This window comes from Mycobacterium sp. NPDC006124 (assembly GCF_040614235.1).
In the GTDB taxonomy this organism is placed as follows: Bacteria; Actinomycetota; Actinomycetes; order Mycobacteriales; family Mycobacteriaceae; genus Mycobacterium.
This window is the reverse complement of record NZ_JBEXUA010000009.1, coordinates 91,436-108,273: the sequence shown is the minus strand read 5'-3', so window position 1 is coordinate 108,273 and position 16,838 is coordinate 91,436. Positions and strand designations below refer to the sequence as shown.

Annotated in this window: 16 protein-coding genes; 6 read left to right on the top strand and 10 right to left on the bottom strand. The window is 68.5% G+C overall.

What is annotated here, in order from left to right:
* Positions 1 to 5 precede the first annotated feature (5 nt).
* Together ABZ195_RS19280 and ABZ195_RS19275 are read right to left on the bottom strand one after the other, a co-directional pair.
* Positions 6 to 380: an NADH-quinone oxidoreductase subunit A gene (locus ABZ195_RS19280; RefSeq protein ID WP_355220555.1), complete on the bottom strand. Its 375-nt coding sequence runs from the start codon at positions 378 to 380 to the stop codon at positions 6 to 8.
* 182 nt (positions 381 to 562) lie between these two features.
* Complete coding sequence (locus ABZ195_RS19275; RefSeq protein WP_355220554.1) at positions 563 to 958, bottom strand: hypothetical protein; 396 nt, start codon at positions 956 to 958, stop codon at positions 563 to 565.
* Positions 959 to 1,088: 130 nt separating this feature from the next.
* On the opposite strand from ABZ195_RS19275, the gene ABZ195_RS19270 reads away from it, so the two are divergent.
* Genes ABZ195_RS19270 through ABZ195_RS19260 form a run of 3 tightly spaced genes read left to right on the top strand, consistent with a single transcriptional unit; the run spans position 1,089 to position 5,430 of the window.
* On the top strand, positions 1,089 to 3,716 hold the full coding sequence (locus ABZ195_RS19270; protein ID WP_355220552.1) for a LuxR C-terminal-related transcriptional regulator: 2,628 nt from the start codon (positions 1,089 to 1,091) through the stop codon (positions 3,714 to 3,716).
* The gene (locus tag ABZ195_RS19265) at positions 3,716 to 4,825 is read left to right on the top strand and encodes a hypothetical protein (protein WP_355220551.1); all 1,110 of its coding nucleotides are present in this window, start codon (positions 3,716 to 3,718) and stop codon (positions 4,823 to 4,825) included. The genes ABZ195_RS19270 and ABZ195_RS19265 overlap by 1 nt, the downstream gene beginning before the upstream one ends.
* Before the next feature lie 23 nt (positions 4,826 to 4,848).
* On the top strand, positions 4,849 to 5,430 hold the full coding sequence (locus ABZ195_RS19260; protein ID WP_355220549.1) for a hypothetical protein: 582 nt from the start codon (positions 4,849 to 4,851) through the stop codon (positions 5,428 to 5,430).
* Here the strand turns inward: ABZ195_RS19260 and ABZ195_RS19255 are convergent, their stop codons facing one another.
* On the bottom strand, positions 5,431 to 7,179 hold the full coding sequence (locus ABZ195_RS19255) for a GMC family oxidoreductase (RefSeq protein ID WP_355220547.1): 1,749 nt from the start codon (positions 7,177 to 7,179) through the stop codon (positions 5,431 to 5,433).
* Positions 7,180 to 7,319: 140 nt separating this feature from the next.
* Between ABZ195_RS19255 and ABZ195_RS19250 the strand changes: the two genes are divergently transcribed.
* Together ABZ195_RS19250 and ABZ195_RS19245 are read left to right on the top strand one after the other, a co-directional pair.
* A complete protein-coding gene (locus ABZ195_RS19250) occupies positions 7,320 to 10,154 on the top strand; it encodes an AAA family ATPase (protein ID WP_355220545.1) in 2,835 nt (944 codons plus the stop codon).
* A 1-nt stretch (position 10,155) separates the two neighbouring features.
* Entirely contained in the window at positions 10,156 to 10,440 is a 285-nt protein-coding gene (locus tag ABZ195_RS19245; RefSeq protein ID WP_355220544.1) for a hypothetical protein, read from the top strand.
* A 6-nt stretch (positions 10,441 to 10,446) separates the two neighbouring features.
* Here the strand turns inward: ABZ195_RS19245 and ABZ195_RS19240 are convergent, their stop codons facing one another.
* Positions 10,447 to 10,833, bottom strand: coding sequence for a nuclear transport factor 2 family protein (locus ABZ195_RS19240; RefSeq protein WP_355220543.1), 387 nt, complete (start codon positions 10,831 to 10,833; stop codon positions 10,447 to 10,449).
* Positions 10,834 to 10,883: 50 nt separating this feature from the next.
* Here ABZ195_RS19240 and ABZ195_RS19235 point away from each other — a divergent pair, with 50 nt between their 5' ends.
* Complete coding sequence (locus ABZ195_RS19235) at positions 10,884 to 11,525, top strand: class I SAM-dependent methyltransferase (protein ID WP_355220541.1); 642 nt, start codon at positions 10,884 to 10,886, stop codon at positions 11,523 to 11,525.
* Positions 11,526 to 11,529: 4 nt separating this feature from the next.
* On the opposite strand, the gene ABZ195_RS19230 is transcribed toward ABZ195_RS19235, so the two are convergent.
* From ABZ195_RS19230 to ABZ195_RS19205, 6 genes are read right to left on the bottom strand one after another with little or no spacing between them, the layout of a single operon-like run.
* The gene (locus tag ABZ195_RS19230) at positions 11,530 to 11,853 is read right to left on the bottom strand and encodes a DUF6285 domain-containing protein (RefSeq protein ID WP_355220539.1); all 324 of its coding nucleotides are present in this window, start codon (positions 11,851 to 11,853) and stop codon (positions 11,530 to 11,532) included.
* Positions 11,850 to 12,830, bottom strand: a complete 981-nt coding sequence (locus ABZ195_RS19225; RefSeq protein WP_355220537.1) for a phosphotransferase family protein — start codon at positions 12,828 to 12,830, stop codon at positions 11,850 to 11,852. The genes ABZ195_RS19230 and ABZ195_RS19225 overlap by 4 nt, the downstream gene beginning before the upstream one ends.
* Complete coding sequence (locus ABZ195_RS19220) at positions 12,827 to 14,065, bottom strand: acyl-CoA dehydrogenase family protein (RefSeq protein WP_355220535.1); 1,239 nt, start codon at positions 14,063 to 14,065, stop codon at positions 12,827 to 12,829. Before ABZ195_RS19220 ends, ABZ195_RS19225 begins: the two co-directional genes overlap by 4 nt.
* Positions 14,066 to 14,077: 12 nt before the next feature.
* Positions 14,078 to 14,689 (bottom strand): TetR/AcrR family transcriptional regulator, encoded by a 612-nt coding sequence (locus tag ABZ195_RS19215; protein WP_355220533.1) that lies wholly within the window; start codon positions 14,687 to 14,689, stop codon positions 14,078 to 14,080.
* Positions 14,690 to 14,697: 8 nt separating this feature from the next.
* Complete coding sequence (locus ABZ195_RS19210) at positions 14,698 to 15,615, bottom strand: hydroxymethylglutaryl-CoA lyase (protein WP_355220532.1); 918 nt, start codon at positions 15,613 to 15,615, stop codon at positions 14,698 to 14,700.
* Entirely contained in the window at positions 15,612 to 16,817 is a 1,206-nt protein-coding gene (locus tag ABZ195_RS19205) for a CoA transferase (protein ID WP_355220680.1), read from the bottom strand. Before ABZ195_RS19205 ends, ABZ195_RS19210 begins: the two co-directional genes overlap by 4 nt.
* Positions 16,818 to 16,838 lie beyond the last annotated feature (21 nt).

Sequence of the window (16,838 nt, the reverse complement as noted above, 5' to 3'; positions counted from 1 at the left end):
GCGAATCAGTCCCAGCTCAGTCCGCCGCGGCGCCACACGTAGGCGTAGGCGACGAAGACCGTCAGCATGAACAGGAGCATCTCGACGACGGCGAACAGTCCGAGTGAGTCGAACGCGACGGCCCAGGGGTAGAGGAACACGATCTCGATGTCGAAGACGATGAACAGCATTGCGGTGAGGTAGTACTTCACCGGAAATCGTTGACCGGTCTGCAGGTCACCGGGCGATCCCGGGGCGACGGGCTCGATGCCGCATTCGTAGGCCTCGAGTTTGGCCCGGTTGTAGCGCCGCGGTCCGATGAGCACTGCGATTCCGACCGATCCGACGGCGAAGAGCGCCGCAATCGTGCCGAGTACCAGGATGGGCAGATAGGCATTCATACCGCTGTGTCGCTCCCTCGTTGGGGCTGTCGATGTGAGCTACGACACAGCTTAGTCTCGTTAACGGTCGAGGTGGCGCATTTTGGATAGGATCCGCCCTAGCGGCTGCGTACCGACGGCTCGCGAGGTCTTCACCGCGAGAACCCAATGGCGCCAGTCTTTTTCGTGTGCGTCAACCAGTGCTAGCCAGTTGACGGGCGCAACAACGCCGCGACGGCCTCGCCGAGCCGGATCGGGTCGACGGGGTGCGGCACCGCTGCTTCCGCCCGTGACCACGACGCCAACCAGGCGTCGTCCGGGCGGCCCGTCAGCACCAGAATCGGCGGGCAGTTGGCCACCTCGTCCTTGAGCTGCTTGGCCAGCCCCAATCCGCCGGTCGGGCTGGCCTCCCCGTCCAGGATCGCCAGATCGATGCCACCCCTGTCGACGTTCGCCACGACGACCGGTGCGGTGGCCACGTCCAGGTACTCCAAGTCCGGAAGGTCCGGGTGCACCCGCGTGCCGAGCGCACTCCGGACTTGGTCGCGGGTGCGAGCGTTGTCGCTGTAGACCAGGATCTTCAGGGGCGCTGTGGGCACGAGGGCGATGCTACGACGGTCTAGGCGCCGATGAGCCCCGGTTGGCCGCAACGGGAGTGACGCGTCGCGACGGGCGGTTGCCGCATTCGTTCGCCCAATGAATCCGCGCACGCGGGCTTACACTCCACCCGTGGTGGGGGTTCGCTGGATGACGGCGGGTCGGGGTGGGACGCGAAAGCAACTCGAATCCGCTCTCGGCTCGGGGCCGGGCGCCGTGCTCGTCGGCGCGCCGGGAGTGGGCAAGACGGTGATGGCGCGCGCCGCGGCACGGGCCTATGCCAAGGAGCACCCGCGGGCGACCTCGCTCTGGGTCTCGGCGACCGAGTCGGCGAAACTCATCCCCTTCGGTGCGTTCAGTCACCTCGTCGAGTTCGCCGGCGCTGACGAACCGGCGATGTTGCTTCGCGTCGCGCAGGATGCGTTGCGGCGCGACGCCGCCGACGGACTCGTGCTGGTCGTCGACGACGCCCACCACCTCGACACGCTGTCGGCCACGCTGGTCCACCAGGTCGCGATCAGCGGATTCGCCCAACTACTGCTCACGGTGCGCGAGGGTGAGACCTGCCCCGACGCCGTCACCACGCTGTGGAAGGACGACCTCCTAGCCCGTTGTGACATCCACCCGTTCGACGCCGGGGAAACGGCCACGCTTCTCGAGCAGGTCCTCGGCGGTCCCGTCGAAGGCGTCAGTTCGGCTCGGATGTTCGAGGTCAGCCGGGGCAACCCGCTCTATCTTCGTCACCTCGTCGTGGCCGCCGTCGACGCGGGAGCGTTGCGCCAGGTCGAGGGCGTGTGGCAGCTTCGCGGCGAAATGTCCTTCACTCCAGAACTTTCCACGTTGATCGATCAGCATCTGAGTGCCATGGCGCCAGAGGTCAGGACGGTCCTCGAGTTCCTCGCCGTGGAGGACCCCCTCTCGGTGTCGACCCTTGCCGAGATTGCGGGCCTCGACGCCGTCGATCGCGCGGAAACGGCCGGGGTGGTGACGGTCAGCGATCAGGCTGGCAGCCTGGTCGTACGTCCGTGGCATCCGCTCTACGCCGAGCGCGTGCGATCCAGCCTCGGGCGCTTGGCCTTCCGCAGGCTGCGGAAGATCCTCGTCGGGCAACTCTCCGCCGATGCGCCGACCGACATCAGTGGGCGATTGCGCATCGCGGGGCTGGCGCTCGACACCGACTCTCCGCCGGCTGCCGGCGATCTGATCGCCCTGTCGTGGGAGGCGATGCGGATGGGCGACCTGGCCTTCGGCGAGCGGTTGGCCCGTGCCGCGCTCGTGCAAACCGGTGACCTGTCCGCACGGCTGCCGTTGGCGCATTCACTGTCGTGGCAGGGCCGTGGCCGGGACGCCGACGAGGTGCTCGACCCGGTCGACCCCGACACGTTGTCCGAGTGGGACGTCACGGCGTGGACACTCCCGAAGGCCGCCAACAGGTTCTGGATGCTGTCGCGGCCCGACGAGGCGGTCACCTATCTCGCCGAGATGCGCGCCCGGGTCTCCGAACCCGCGGCCTTCCACACGCTCGACGCGCTCGCCGCGACCTTCGCGATGAACTGCGGGGAGCCGGGCCGGGCAGTCCGGGTGGCCGCCGGCGTCCTGGAGAGTCCCAAGGCTCTGGAGCTCGCGGTGGCGTGGGCGGCAGCCACCGCAACGCTGTCGAGCGCCCGACTCGGGCGCTTCGAGGACGTCGATGAGCTCGCGCAGCGTGGACTGAGCGCGACGCACCCGGGACTGTTGCGATTCACCATCGGCCTCGGACAGACGACGGGCCTGATCATGGCAGGTGACGTGGGCGCCGCCGTCGAGCTGGCACGGCACTATTTGAGCTTCTCGGAATTCCAGCAGCCAGGCCGGGCGATCGGGGAAGTGCTCCTGGGCCATGCGTTGGTGGCCGGTGGCGAGTTCGACGCGGCCGTCACCCTCTTGCGTCAGGCCGCGGCGGCGCTCACGACCACCGGCTACAGCTGGGGTCCGCTGGCGCTGATCGGCTTGGCGCAGGCGCTGGGGCAGCAGGGGAAGGCAGCCGAGGCCGCCGTCGCGCTGGACCGCGCCGCGGCTGCTCATGGGATGCGCTCCGAGCTGTACGCTCCCGACCTGGCAATGGCCAGGGCGTGGGCCCGTGCCGCCGCTCGCGACGTCCGCGGCGCGACGAGCGCCGCTCGCGACGCCGTCCACGCCGCCGAGCGTTCCGGACAGCACGCAGTCGCCATGAGGGCGCTGCACGACCTGGTGCGCCTCGGCGACGTCGGCGGCGTGCCGACGGCCATCCGCATCAACGCCCAGATCGATTGTGCGACCGGCAGTCTCTGCGTCGAGCACGGCCAAGCGCTGGCCGATCGTGACGGTGCCGCCTTGGACGCGGTGTCGACGAAGCTGGAGGACGCCGGGCTCCTGGCCGTTGCCGCCGACGCTGCCGCGCAGGCCGCAGTGATCCACCAGGCTGCCGGCCACCGTTCCGGTGAGTTGGCGGCGAAGGCGCGAGCAGCGGCGTTGTCCCAGCGGTGCGGCAATCCCACGACGCCCGCCTTGGAGAAGGCGTTGAGCCCGTTGCCGCTCACCGGTCGTGAACGGGAGGTCGCCGTGATGGTGGCTCAGGGGATGACCAACAAGGCCATCGCGTCGCTGTGGTCGGTGTCGGTGCGCACCGTCGAGGGACACGTCTACAAGGCGTGCATGAAGCTCGGACTGCCCGACCGGTCCGCGCTGGCGACGACCGTTGCGGCCAGCCCGACGACACCTTCGGGTGAAGGTCGAATCTGATGCGCCGCTTCACCGTTCCGCCCCGCACCGACATCCGGCTCGCGTCACCCCCGGGTGTCGTGTTGCCGAACGTCGAGACCGTCTGGTTCCCGGCCAGGGACGGGTTCGAACTCAACTTCCGGCGCCTGCGGCCAGTGCCTGGCACCGACGACATGGGTCCGGTGATGCTGGTGCACGGGGCCGGTGTGCGCGCCAACTTGTTCTGCCCGCCCGGCATCATCACCCTGCCCGCGATGCTGTCCGCAGCTGGCTTCGACGTGTGGATCCTGAACTGGCGCTCCAGCATCGACCTCGAACCGTCTGAGTACACCCTCGACGACGCGGCGGTTCACGACTTCCCCGCCGCGGTGGCGAAGATCCTCGAGGTCACCGGCAAGCGGACCGTCAAGGCGGTGGTGCACTGCCAGGGCTCGCACGCCTTCACGATGTCCATCGCCTCTGGACTGCTACCCGAGGTGACGCGGGTGGTGGCGAATTCGACCGCGATGACTCCCAGAGTGCGGCGCGCCGCCGCGGTCAAGCTGCCGATTGCGTTGGCGACCCTCGGCACGTTCATGGACTACTTCAACCCGCAATACGGCCTGTATCCGCCGAGTTTCGGGGCCAAGCTCATGGACTTCATGGTGGACGTGACGCACCACGAGTGCCGTAATGCGGTGTGCAAGCATTCGAGCTTCGTCTACGGCGTGGGGTTTCCGACCCTCTGGAGCCATCACAACCTCGAGCCCGAGACGCACGACTGGATCAAGGGTGAGTTCGCCCACGTGCCGGTGAGCTTGTTTCGGCAGACCCGCGAGTGTCTGAAGGTCGGCCATCTGGTGCCCGTCCTGAACTACCCCGAGATTCCCGCCCAACTCGGGATCGAGGCGCCGAGAACCGAGGCGGTCTTCACCTTCATCACCGGCGAGGACAACCACACATTCCGGCCCTCCGCGATGCGCGAGTCGTGGAAGTTCTTCAACGACCATTCACCGGTGCCGGTCGGAGCGCCCCCGCGACACGGCTTTCAGCAGTATCCGGGGTACGGGCATCTCGACGTGTTCCTCGGCCAGTACGCGGCCGTCGACGTCTTTCCGGACATCATCGGTTGGTTGAGCGAGGACGTGTGACCGGACTTCGATTCAGGGAGACGATGACTGGCCGGGTGGCCCTGAAGTCCACCGATCCCGTCGCCGGGTATGCGGCCACGAGCGCCTTCGCCGCGTCGATGAACGCCTCGATCGACATCGTGGACGTCGCGGACTTCGTCGCGAGCGCCGTACCGACTGCCCGGCTGCGTGCCGAACTGGTCATCCCGGTCGTCGGAGGCCGCTTCCTCTCCGAGGACGGAACGTTCAGGTTGTTCGCCTCAGGCCCGGACCCGGACGGCAAGCCTGCGCGTCTGATGACGTACGAGGCGGATCTCGTCAACGACGACCGTCGAATCCATATGTGCGCCATCAAGTACCTCCAACCGAGCTGGCATCCGTGGCGAGACTCGACGACCGCGCACGTCACGTTGACGGAGACGTCGGTCCGATCCGACGGTGCCCGGCCGTGGTGCGCTGCCGGATTCATCAGGATCTCACCGCGAAGCTTCCTCGTTCAGCTCACCACCATGCGTGGGTTCGGCGAAGGATGCACGTGGAAGCAGCGACGCCGGGCGGTGCTGACCTACGTGAAGTTCTTTCTCGTCGGTCTGCGGAAGATCTACGTTCAACGAGTCAGATGGTAGTCACCCGGCTGTCGGCGGAGGTCGTGGTGCCGACGGCGGACCGTGAACGTCCTCTGTCAGCAAGGTGACTGCGGCGCGCCGGGCGAACGCGGCGATCGTCAGCGACGGATTGGCCCCCACCGGTCCCGGCATCACCGAACCGTCCGCGATCCACAGTCCCGGAACCCCGCGGACGCGACCGAACGAGTCGACGACGCCGGTGAACTCGGACGTGTCGGCAGGGCAGCCACCCAGCGGATGCACGGTGACGGTGCGTTCGGTGGGAACGTCGGGCTTGGCCTTCCATTGGCCCCCGAGGCGGCGGGAGAGATCGTTGATCCTGACGCGCATCGCGCTGAAGTGGCGGCGGGAATCCGCCGGTGTCCACGAATTGACCAGAATCTTCTTGGAATTCACGTGCAACGAGCCGTTGGCGACGTCTTCGCCCATGCCGAGCAGCGGCAGGCTTCTGGCGAGCGGGGGTGAGACGCCCAGGATCTCGCTGAGCTCCTTGGAGACGTTGTCGTCGTTGGTGTTCGTGATGCGCTGCCACCAGTACTGGGTGCCCTTCTTGACGAGGCGGCCCACCAATCCGGGTGCGCCAAGGGTCTGCAGCACCCAGACCATGATCGTCGGAACCCCGCCGTCCTGCAGGTACATTCGGACGGGCGGCTGGGCCCCCTCGGTTTCCGGATCCGTCTCGAACCGTCGGTAGGCGGTGATGACGGGACCCTCGTTCGCCGCGAAGTCCTGGGTGTCGCGCCGCGGCACTGCGACGGCGAGGTGGTCGCCGTTGTCGCAGAACCGCTCGCCCACGGGCGAATTCGTCGGGACGGCGAGGTGGTCGCGGTTCAGGAGCATCAGATAGGTCGTGCCCAACGACCCGGCGGCGAGGACCACCCGTTTAGCCCTGATCGTGTGCGTCTCGATGGACTTGGTGTTCCTCGGCCGGCCCTCGGCCCACGCGGGATGTCGAACGAAGCTCACCTCGAAGCGGTAACCGTCGGGCGCCCCCTCGAGCACCCGGAGCGTCCGAACCTCGGTGCGCGCGTGTATCGACGCGCCCTGGTTGGCGGCCAACGATAGGTAGGTGTGGTCCATGCTGCTCTTGGCGCCTTCGTTGCAGCCGATGTCGCACTCGCCGATCATCCGGCAGGTCGTCCGGCGTGGCGCGCCGAAGATGCTGCCGTAGGGCTCCGGCGGCAGCGGCGCACCGATGGCGGGCTGGCCGTCCGTGCCGCGAAACCGCACCGCCAACGGAGCGAGGACGCCGGCGCCCTCGGACGCGTCGAGGAAGCGTCGTGTCTTCGTCGACTCGTTCTCGATGAACTCCTCGGGCATCTCCTGAACGTGGAGCACCTCTCTGACCGCGTCGTAGTGCTCTTCGAGATCGCCGTGGCCGAATGACCACGCCTCGTCGCCGGTCCCGTCGGGCCGGGGCTGGATGAACCATCCGGCAGGCTTCTCCAGCAGCACGTTGGCGTAGATCAGCGAACCGCCCCCGAGCCCACTGGAGACGATGGCGTCGACGTGGTTGAACGACCACACGTTGAACAGGCCGTGCAGCCCCGCCGACGGATCCCAGAAGTTCCTGGCGAATCCGTCGGGTGTGCGGGGAAACGAGCCGGGGGGATAGGCCTTGCCGCGCTCGAGCAAACACACCCGGTGCGATGACGTCGCGAGCGTCGCCGCCATCACCGAACCGCCGAAACCGCTGCCGACCACCAGGTAGTCGGTCGTCTCGGGTACCTCGTCAGTCTCCACCGTCATGGGCGCGACGCTAGTTCGTGCACCCCCGCGGAGCGCACGTTCGCCGGAAAACACGTAGTGCACTACGCGTGACGCAGGTACCTCACCCTTCCTAGCCTTTCGACTACACCACGCCGGATGTCCGGCGATCAGGAGGCGGCATGACGGTCCAGGCGCTGGATCCGGGCCCACATCGGTTCTTCAGCGGCGTTCGGCGATCGAAAGGCGTGTCGGTGAACGGGTTCAACGATGTCGGGCAGGTGTCGTCGCTTCTGTCATCCGCGTCCCGCGGGCCTGCGGCCCTGCTGATCGAGGGTGAAGTCGGGATCGGCAAGACGACGGCCTGGCTCGCCGCATGCGAGGAGGCGCGGCTGGCCGGCTTCCGGGTGCTGTCGGCACGGGCCAGCCGGGACGACACGGGGTTCGCCCTAGGCATCGCAACCGAATTGATCGCCGACGTCGAACCCGAGGTGGTGAAGTCGCTGCCGCACGTGCAACGGATGGCCGCGGAGCGACACCTCCTGCACGTGCCCGGCGGCCGGACACTCGACGACCGGCGCGCGGTCGTCGCGGCCTTCACCGCGATCCTCAACAAGCTGTCCGCCGACTCCCCGGTTCTCGTCGCCGTCGACGACGTTCAATGGATCGACGCCGAGAGCCGTGACCTTCTGGCATTCGCCGCGCGACGGTTGAGGGGACGGGTCGGGTTGCTGCTGACCGAGATTCCCTCGGCCGACGGGGCGGCCACCTGGCTGACGCTTGGCAGTCCGGACACCCTGTCGCGCATGCGCATTCGGCCGCTGGATCCGAGCAGGTTGCAGCGGGTGGTCACCGACCGCATGGGCCGTTCCTTCTCCCGGCCGACGATGAGCCGCATCGTCGAGGTGTCCGGTGGCAACCCGTTCTATGCCATTGAACTCGCTCGCGCACTGAACGATACGACGTCCATGGCCACGGCTGTGCTGCCGCCCGCACTCAAGGAGATCATTGGCCACCAGATCGACCGATTCGACGACGAGGTCAAGCTGGCGCTCTTGGCCGGCGCGTGCATGGATGACCCGACCGTCGACGCGATGGCGGCGACGACGTCGACGACGGTCGAGCACCTGGTCGCTCTGCTGGAGGAACCCGAGAAGGACGGAGTGGTCGCGATAGAGGGGAATCGCGTGCGCTTCACCCATCCCTTGCTGGCGTACGGCGTCTACAGCGAAGCCGCACCCGCGGACCGGCGCCGAATGCACCGTGCCCTGGCCGATCTGGGTCCGACACCCGAACACCGGGCGAGGCACCTGGCGCTGTCCTCGGTCGACGCCGACCCCGACACGCTGCTGGGTCTCGACGACGCGGCTAGGGCCCTCGGCCTCAGGGGGGACCCCGTCGCCGCCGCGGAGTTGATCGAGCTGGCCATCGGACTCGGCGGCGGTACCCCGGCACGCCGGCTCACCGCCGCGCGCCATCATCTCCGAGCCGGAGAGCTCGACCGTGCCAGGATGCAGGCGGATGCGGCGGCGGCCGCGCTGCCCGCCGGCGAGCAGCGCGCCGTCGCGCTCGTGCTCGTTGCGGAAACGCTCCTGCACCGCGGCGACTTCGGCTTGGCCGCGAAGACACTTCGAGATGCGATGACGGAGATGCCCAAGACGTCCGGCCTGCGCGTGCGGGCGCATCTGTGTTCCGCCATCGCGCAGTCGTCGCTCGGCCATGGTGACGTCGCGCGTCGGCACGCGATGCAGGCGTTGACCCGCGCCGAACGGTTGGACGATCCGCACCTGTTGAGTCAAGCTCTGACCGTCCACGTCGCGTTGCAGTGTCGCCGGGGACTCGGTGTCGACCAGTCGACGCTTGATCGCGCCGAGCGGCTCGAGGATCGGGACGCCTTCGTCCCGGCCGACTTCAGCGCGCGCACCGTCGGTGCCCTGGTGCTGGGGTGGACGGGACGGCTGACAGAGGCAGCGCCTGCGCTCGCGGCCGCGATGGCCCGAAGCGCCTCGCGCGGAGACGAATCCGACCTGCTCCAACTCGAATTCCACGCCGCCATGGTCGACATCTGGCTGGGCCGCTACGCCGATGCCACGCATACCGCACGAGACATGGCGTTGCGCGCCGAACAGATCGGCGGCAGCTACGTCCGGATGATCGCCGCGGTGCCCGGTGCGCTCGCCGCCGCCCATGCGGGTCGCGAACAGGACGCCCGCAAGGAAATCGAGGAAGCGCTGACGGACTCCTCGATACCCGACGGGCGATGGACGACGACGTGGCCGTCGATGGTGCTCGGTTTCCTCGAGGTGTCGCTGGGCAACCATGCCGAGGCGTTGAACGCATTGCAGCCGTTGCTTTCCCGTTGGCGGCAGGGCGTCGACGCCGACATCGCCACCTACCTGTTCATCCCGGACGCCGTCGAGGCGATGATCGGCACGAACACCTTCGAGGCGGCCGACGACCTGGTGAGAGCGCTGGAGTCGTGCGGCGCTCGACTCGACCACCCGTGGATGTCGGCCATTGGCGCGCGGTGCCGGAGCATGCTGCTGGCCGCCGGGGGCGATCTCGACGGCGCGCAACGAATGGCGCTGCTGGCCCTGGCGGCGCACGAACGCCTTGCCGCTCCGTTCGAACGCGCGCGAACGCAGCTGTTCCTCGGCCAGCTGCAACGCCGGATGCGCCAGAGGCAGGCTGCGCGGGCAACTCTCGAGCAGGCGCTCGCCACCTTCGCCGGCGTGGGCGCACCGATCTGGGCCGACCGGGCCGCCGCCGAACTGGCACGGACCGGCCAGCTGAAGGGACGCGACCTGGGATTGACCCCCGGCGAGCGGCGCGTCGCGGAACTGGCCGCCACCGGTATGACGAACAAGGAGGTCGCGGCCGCCCTCTTCATCAGTCCGAAGACGGTGGAGTGCAACCTCGGTCGGGCCTATCGCAAACTCGGCATTCGCACCCGTGTCGAGTTGATCCGTGTCATGAACGTCGACGACCGCGGTCCAGCCGCGGACGAAAGGAGCTGAGGTGGCTTGCTTCCTCGCCGAGTGGTATCGGACCGAGCTGACGGAGAAGGCCGTGGGTGGCTTGACGTCGCTGTTGGAGTCGACCGCAGAGGCGATGTCGGTGGAGGCGACCCCGGTCCGACTGCTGATCACGTTGTCGGTGCCCGCCGACGACGCGCTCTACGGCGTGTTCGAAGCCGAGGCGCCCGAGGTCGTTCTCCGCACGTGCACCCGCGCGGGCGCACTTCCTCATCGGCTCACGCCGCAGGTGCAGACGTGGATCGCTCCGGGGTCGAGGATCGCGTGATCCAGGTCAGGTCAGCAGCGGTGTGAGGTCGGCGGGGTCGAAGTACTCGTCGATCCTGACGATCGACCCGTCGGCGTCGATCGAGATGACGATGCAGACGCGCATGGCGATCGAGGCCCCGTCGGCGCCGGAGGCGCGCAGCACGTGCTGTTGTACGAAACCCCCGTCGAAGTACCGGCGGTCGAGGATCTCGTAGCTCCGCGCCGTGGTGCTCCTGATGAACCACCGGATGACCTTGAGGGCTCGGTCCCGGTCGAGGTCGGCCTCGTCGCCGGTGTGCCACACCGCGATGCCGGGCGACCACATGCGGGCGACGGCGTCCTGATCGCCGGCCTCGATCGCGGCAAAGAGTCGGTCGGCCACGGCGCGGCTGAGTTCGGCGTTCACGGGCATCTCCTTCGGGGGGTTGACCTCGACATTGGTTCAGGTTGCAGACTGGAACCATGACCACACCAGCGAGGAACGCATTCGACGAGGCCTACCAATCCGGCACTCCGCCTTGGGTCATCGGTGAACCGCAGGCTGCCGTCGTCGCACTCGAGAAGAGCGGTGCGATCCGGGGCACGGTGCTCGACGTGGGGTGCGGGCTCGGGGAGCACACCATCCTGCTCTCGTCCCTCGGCTACGACGTGCTCGGCGTCGACTTCGCGCCGAACGCCGTCGCGCAAGCCAGGGCCAACGCGGTGGCCAAGGGGGTCGACGCGCGGTTCGAGGTGCGCGACGCCCTCTCCCTGGGCCTCGAGGCCGACCAGGCCGCTCGTTACGACACCGTCCTGGACAGCGCGCTGTTCCACGTCTTCGGCGACGACACCGACCGTGCTCGCTACGTCGCAAGCCTGCACGCCGTGATTCGCCCCGGTGGCGTGCTGCATCTCCTGGCCCTCTCCGATGAGGGTCGGGGATTCGGCCCGTCGGTTGGCGAGGACACCATTCGGACGGCCTTCATCGCGGGGTGGAACCTCGAGACGCTCGAGGTCACGACCTACCGCGGCGTCGTCGGCGCGGCACAGTCGAAATCCCTTGACCTGCCGGTCGGGACGGTCGTGGAGGAGCCCGCCTGGCTCGCCCGGGTGCGTCGCCGCTGAGCGTCTACTCTGCGTCATAGCCGGGGTGTGAGACCGCGAGGCGGCGGGCGACCAGCAGGCGCAGGGTCTCGGCCACCTCGGCGGCCCGGTCGTCGAGGTCGCCGGCGCGGATGGCCGCGGCGAGGGCCCGTTCGTCGTCGAAGCCGAGAAGCGCCGGCCCCGCCGTCTCGGAGAGCAGTTCGCGCTCGACGGTGCGCAATGCGTTGGCGGCGACGCGCGCGTGGAAGTTCACCGCGCCGGACGTCGCCTCCTTCACCTCACCCTCGAGGAATTCGGCTACGGCGGCGACGAGTTCGGCGGCCGTGGGTCTGCCGTGGACGGAGTTCACGACGCCGACTCCAGTAGCTCGAGGAGGTCGTACTCCGTCTCGCAGACGCGCCGGCCGATGGCGGCCAGTTCCACCGACCGCGTCTGCCCCGACAGGTGACGCTCGGCTTGATAGCGGCAGATCACGCCCCACCGCAGCGTCGACAGCACCAGCCACCAGTGCATGGCCGACCGGTCCAGCGCACTGCCGGAGGCGTGTTCATAGGCGCCGAGGAACTCGTCGACGCCGCCGAGGCCGCCCGCTCCGAGTGACCGAGGCGCGCCGAACCGCCAGGCGCGGATGCAGAACCACGCCAGGTCCTCGTACACCTCGCCGCCGTGCGTCAGCTCCCAGTCGAGGACCGCGGCGAGCCGCGCCGGTTGTTCGTCGACGGCGACTATCAGGTTGCCCATCCGGAAGTCGCCGTGCACCAACACCTTCGGCGACGCGGGAGGGCGGTGGGTCGCCAGCCAGCGAAACGCCCATTCGAACGTGGCGGTGGTGTCGGCCATTTCGTCGAGTTGCCCGTGCCACGCCTCGACCTGGTCGGACTCCTCGAGCCCGATGCCCGCCGGATCCGCCCGGTGAATCGCCGCCAGCGCCTCGGCGCACTCTTGCAGAAGCGTGGCCCGCGACGCGTCGTCCAGGGCTCGGTGGATGCGTCGCACGATGGTCTCGCCCTCGACGAAGTCGCACACCAGGAACGGGTTGCCAAGGGTCGCAGACGAATCCTCGGCGACCAAGACATGCGGTACCGGCGCGCCCGCGGCGGCGGCCCGCGTCAGGGCGGCTGCCTCCAACCGCATGCCGGCGTGAATCTCGTCCGGCGGCCCGATGCGCAGGATGAGCTCTCGGGGTCCGGTGTCCGTGTCGGCCGTGAACGCCCACGTGGCCCGGCTGGCGCCACCGGTGAGGACGCGCAACCCGGCGACGGTGACGGTACCCAACGAGGGCGCCAACACAGCGGCCAGCGCGGGTGCGAGCTCGTCGGGATTCACGACCGGCCGAACTTGAACATCCGTTGCGCCACCCGGCGGATCTGAATCTCCTCGGCCCCCTCGGTGATCCGGTACCGGCGGTGGTGGCGGTAGATGTGCTCGAACGGCTCGTGCCGGCTGTAGCCGAGCCCGCCGTGGATCTGCATGGCTCGGTCGGCGGCCTCGCAGACCAGTCGATTTGCGCGGTAATTGGCCATCGACACCTTGTCGCTGACCTCCATGTGGTGGTTGCGGTCGAGATGCCAGGCGGCGTAGTAGACCAGCAATCGCACCATCTGCGCTTCGGTCTGCAACTCCACCAGTGGCCACTGCACCGCCTGGTTCACCGAGAGCGGTTTGCCGAACACCACCCGCTCCGAGGCATACCGAGCCGCCCGGTCGATGCAGTACTGGGCTGCGCCCAGGCTGCTGGCCGCTTGACGAATCCTGTTCTCGTGCAGGAACGTCTGACCCACCTCCAGCCCGTGGTCGACCTCGCCGAGCACCGCACTCGAGGGCACCCGGACGTCGGCGAGTTCGACCTCGCCGTGATCGGTCGGCATGTTGAACGTCCACCAGTAGAACGGCACGCTGAATCCGGGTGAGTCGCACGGCACCAGGAACGCGGTGATGCCGGTCGCGGACCCGGCCTGCCCCGACGTCCTGGCGAAGACGAGGTCGTGGGTGGCGCGGTGCACGCCCGTGTTCCACCGCTTGGTGCCGTTGATCACCCAGTCGTCGCCGTCGGCCACGGCGGTCGTCTCGAGCCAGGTGGCATCGGAGCCGTGATCGGGTTCGGAGAGCCCGAACGCCATCGATCGTTCGCCCGTGAGCAGGGCTTCACCCCACTCCTTCTTCTGCTCGTCGGTGCCGAAGCGGTCCATCATGATCACCTGCGGGAAGTTGCCGACGATCGACGACTCGTCCTGCAGGTCGTTGTGCAGGCCGAGACCCCTGTGCGCGAGGTGTTCTCGGATGACGGCCATGTCGAGATTGGTGCCGTCGCGGCCGCCGAACCTCGACGGCAACCCGTACCGCAGCCAGCCCGCGGCGTCGGCCCGGCGACGCATTTCGTCGAGGAGGTCCTCCCACGCGCGTTGCGGTGTGCCGCCGTTCTCCCAGTCGGTGCGGGCGTACTCGCGTCGCCGGTCGAAGTACTGTTGGTGTTCGGCCTCCAGGGGTTTGATCTCGGCGTCGATGAAGGCGTCCATCTCGGCCAGGAGGCCGGGAAGGTGTTCGGGTAGGGCGAAATCCACGGTGATGGCTCCTCAGTTTCCGTAGAGAGTCTTGCGCCAGATGGTCGACAGCGTCGTGATGGCGTCGACGTCGCCGACGTTCAAGCCCAGCCCGGATGGCCGCAGCGACACGACCGTGAAGTTCTCGAACAACAGCGCTATCGCCGCGCCGGTGAGCAGGGGGTCGACGTCGTCGGCGTAGCCCTGTTCACGGGCCCGGTGCACCGTCGCGGCCACCATGTCGATGCCGAATCGGCGAAATTCGTTCTGGACGTCGGCGAACCGCGGGCGGGTGTCGGCGAGCTGGTTCACGGCGATCATGATTCCGATGTTCTGCGAGAACATGTTCCAGTAGCCCGTCACGACCGCGGTGAAGAACGCGGTGTCCTGCGGTGACTCGGGCAGACTCACGGTCAGACTCGACGGCATCACCACGTCGTGCAAGAACGACTCCGCCAGCGAGTACAGCAGGTCTTCCTTGTCCGCGTAGTAGCGGTAGAACGCCGCCGACGACTTTCCGGCGGTCGACGTGATGTCGGCCAGCGTCGTGCCGTGGAACCCGCGCTCGGCGAACAACTTCCGAGCCGCGGACTCGATGGCGTCCCGGGTTTGACGGCCCTTGGCGGTCAACGAGGCGGCGGGCACGGGCGCACTCAGCTCAGGATCCGGTCACCGGCGCGCAACAAGGCGCTCGGCAGGTCGTGTCCCACGGCGGCACGGGCGACGTCCGCGGCTCGGATGGCGGCGGGCAGGTCCACGTCGGTGCCGATGTCGCTGTCGCGCAACAGGTAGACGAGGTCCTCGGTGGCGATGTTGCCACTCGCGCCGGGGGCGAACGGGCAGCCGCCGAGCCCACCGGCCGACGCGTCGAGCCGCCGGATGCCGGCGAGGACGGCGGCGTATGCGCTGGCGAGTCCGGCGCCGCGGGTGTTGTGGAAGTGAGCGCCGAAGGGTAGGTCGTCGACGATCGGCCGGAGGAGTTCGACGAGCGCGGTCACCCGTCGCGGCGTGGTGGTGCCGATCGTGTCGGCGATCGCGATTCGGTCGGCGCCGACCTCTGCGGCCGCGGCGGCGACGTCGACGACGCGACTGGGGTCGGTCGGCCCGTCGAACGGACAGTCCCAGGCCGTTGCGATGATGACCTCGATGGTCGCACCGCCGTCGTGAGCGATGCGGGCGATGTCCGCGATCAAGTCGGTGGACTCGGCCGTCGAACGGCCGACGTTGGCACGGCTGTGTCCATCCGCGGCGGATACCACGTACTCGATCGAGCCCATGCCGGCGGCCACGGCGCGACCCGCCCCACCCGGTCCGGCGACCAGTGCGGAGAATTCGACCCCATGGGACTCCCGGAAGCGCGGAAGCTCCGCGGCCAGCGCGGCGGCGTCGGCAAGGGCAGGCACCTTGGACGGCGACACGAAGGCAGTCGCCTCGACCTCCTTCACGCCGGTGGCGACGACGGCCTCCAACAGTGCGATCTTGGCGGACAGGGGAATTGGCGCCTCGATCTGCAGACCGTCGCGGAGGCTCACCTCGCGGATGGTCACGTGCCGAGGAATTGCGACCGTCACAGGATCCCCTCCTTTCGGAGCGCCTCGAGTTCCTCGGCGGAGCGGCCCAGCAGGTCGCCGTACACCTCGGTGTTGTGCTGACCGGGTGCGAGCGAACCGCCGTGACGGATGGTTCCCGGTGACTCCGACAGCACCGGCACCACCCCCGGGCCCTTCACGTGGCGTCCGATCCTCTCGTCCCAATGGTCGGCGATCATCCCCCGGGACACCAGCTGCGGATCGGTGACGACCTCGGCAACGGTGTTGATGGGCCCGCTGATGACCCCGGCCTCGCTGAGGGTGGCGATGACGTCGGCGGGTTGTCGTTGCGCGGCCCACGCGGCGATGACCGCGTCGATCGCGTCCTGGTTGCGGCCGCGGGCGACGTGGTTGGCGAAGCGCTCGTCGGCGGCCAACTCGGGTCGATCCATCGCCGCGCAGAGCCGCCGGAAGACGGTGTCCTGATTGGCGGCGATGACCACCCAACTGCCGTCCGCCGTCGGGTAGATGTTGGACGGCGCGATGCCCTCGAGGCGGGTACCGGACGGCCCGCGAACCACGCCGCCGACGTCGTAGTCCGGAATCGTGGATTCCTGTACCGCCAGGCATGATTCAGTGAGCGCGGCATCGACGACCTGGCCCTCTCCCGTGACCGTGCGCCGGTAGAGCGCGGCGAGTGCACCCTGCGCGGCGAACATTCCCGCCAGGCTGTCGCCGAGGGACAGTGCCAGTCGCGGGGGAGGGCCACCGGGGAAGCCGTTCATGTGCCGCAGCCCGCTGGCGGCCTCGGCGACGGAGGCGTAACCGGCCTTGTGGGAGTCCGGCCCGGTCTGCCCGTAGCCGGAGACGCGGACCAGGATGATGCCGCGATTGCGTTCTCGCAGGACGTCGTATCCCAGGTTCCACTTCTCCAGGGTGCCGGGACGGAAGTTCTCGACGATGACGTCGGAGCGCTCGACCAGGTCGAGGAAGAGGTCGCGGCCCTTCGGCTCCCGCAGGTTGAGCGTGACGGCCTTCTTGTTGCGGGCGTGGATCGTCCAGAAGAAGTGGTGTCCGTCGAGTTCGGCTTGACCCCAGGTGCGCAGGGGGTCGGGGGCGCCGGGTGGCTCGATCTTGACGACGTCGGCGCCCATGTCACCCAGCAGCCGGCCGGCGAACGGCCCGGAGATCAGGGTGCCGACCTCGATGACGCGAATGCCGTCGAGCGGACCGGTGCAGTCGATTCCCCGGTCGCTTCGCTCCTG

What these genes read in the sequence shown, in the direction of transcription:
- ABZ195_RS19260 (WP_355220549.1), top strand. Translation starts at nt 4,849, where the DNA reads ATGACTGGCCGGGTGGCCCTGAAGTCCACCGATCCCGTCGCCGGGTAT.
- ABZ195_RS19265 (WP_355220551.1), top strand. Translation starts at nt 3,716, where the DNA reads ATGCGCCGCTTCACCGTTCCGCCCCGCACCGACATCCGGCTCGCGTCA.
- ABZ195_RS19280 (WP_355220555.1), bottom strand. Translation starts at nt 380, where the DNA reads ATGAATGCCTATCTGCCCATCCTGGTACTCGGCACGATTGCGGCGCTC.
- ABZ195_RS19255 (WP_355220547.1), bottom strand. Translation starts at nt 7,179, where the DNA reads ATGACGGTGGAGACTGACGAGGTACCCGAGACGACCGACTACCTGGTG.
- ABZ195_RS19240 (WP_355220543.1), bottom strand. Translation starts at nt 10,833, where the DNA reads ATGCCCGTGAACGCCGAACTCAGCCGCGCCGTGGCCGACCGACTCTTT.
- ABZ195_RS19250 (WP_355220545.1), top strand. Translation starts at nt 7,320, where the DNA reads ATGACGGTCCAGGCGCTGGATCCGGGCCCACATCGGTTCTTCAGCGGC.
- ABZ195_RS19235 (WP_355220541.1), top strand. Translation starts at nt 10,884, where the DNA reads ATGACCACACCAGCGAGGAACGCATTCGACGAGGCCTACCAATCCGGC.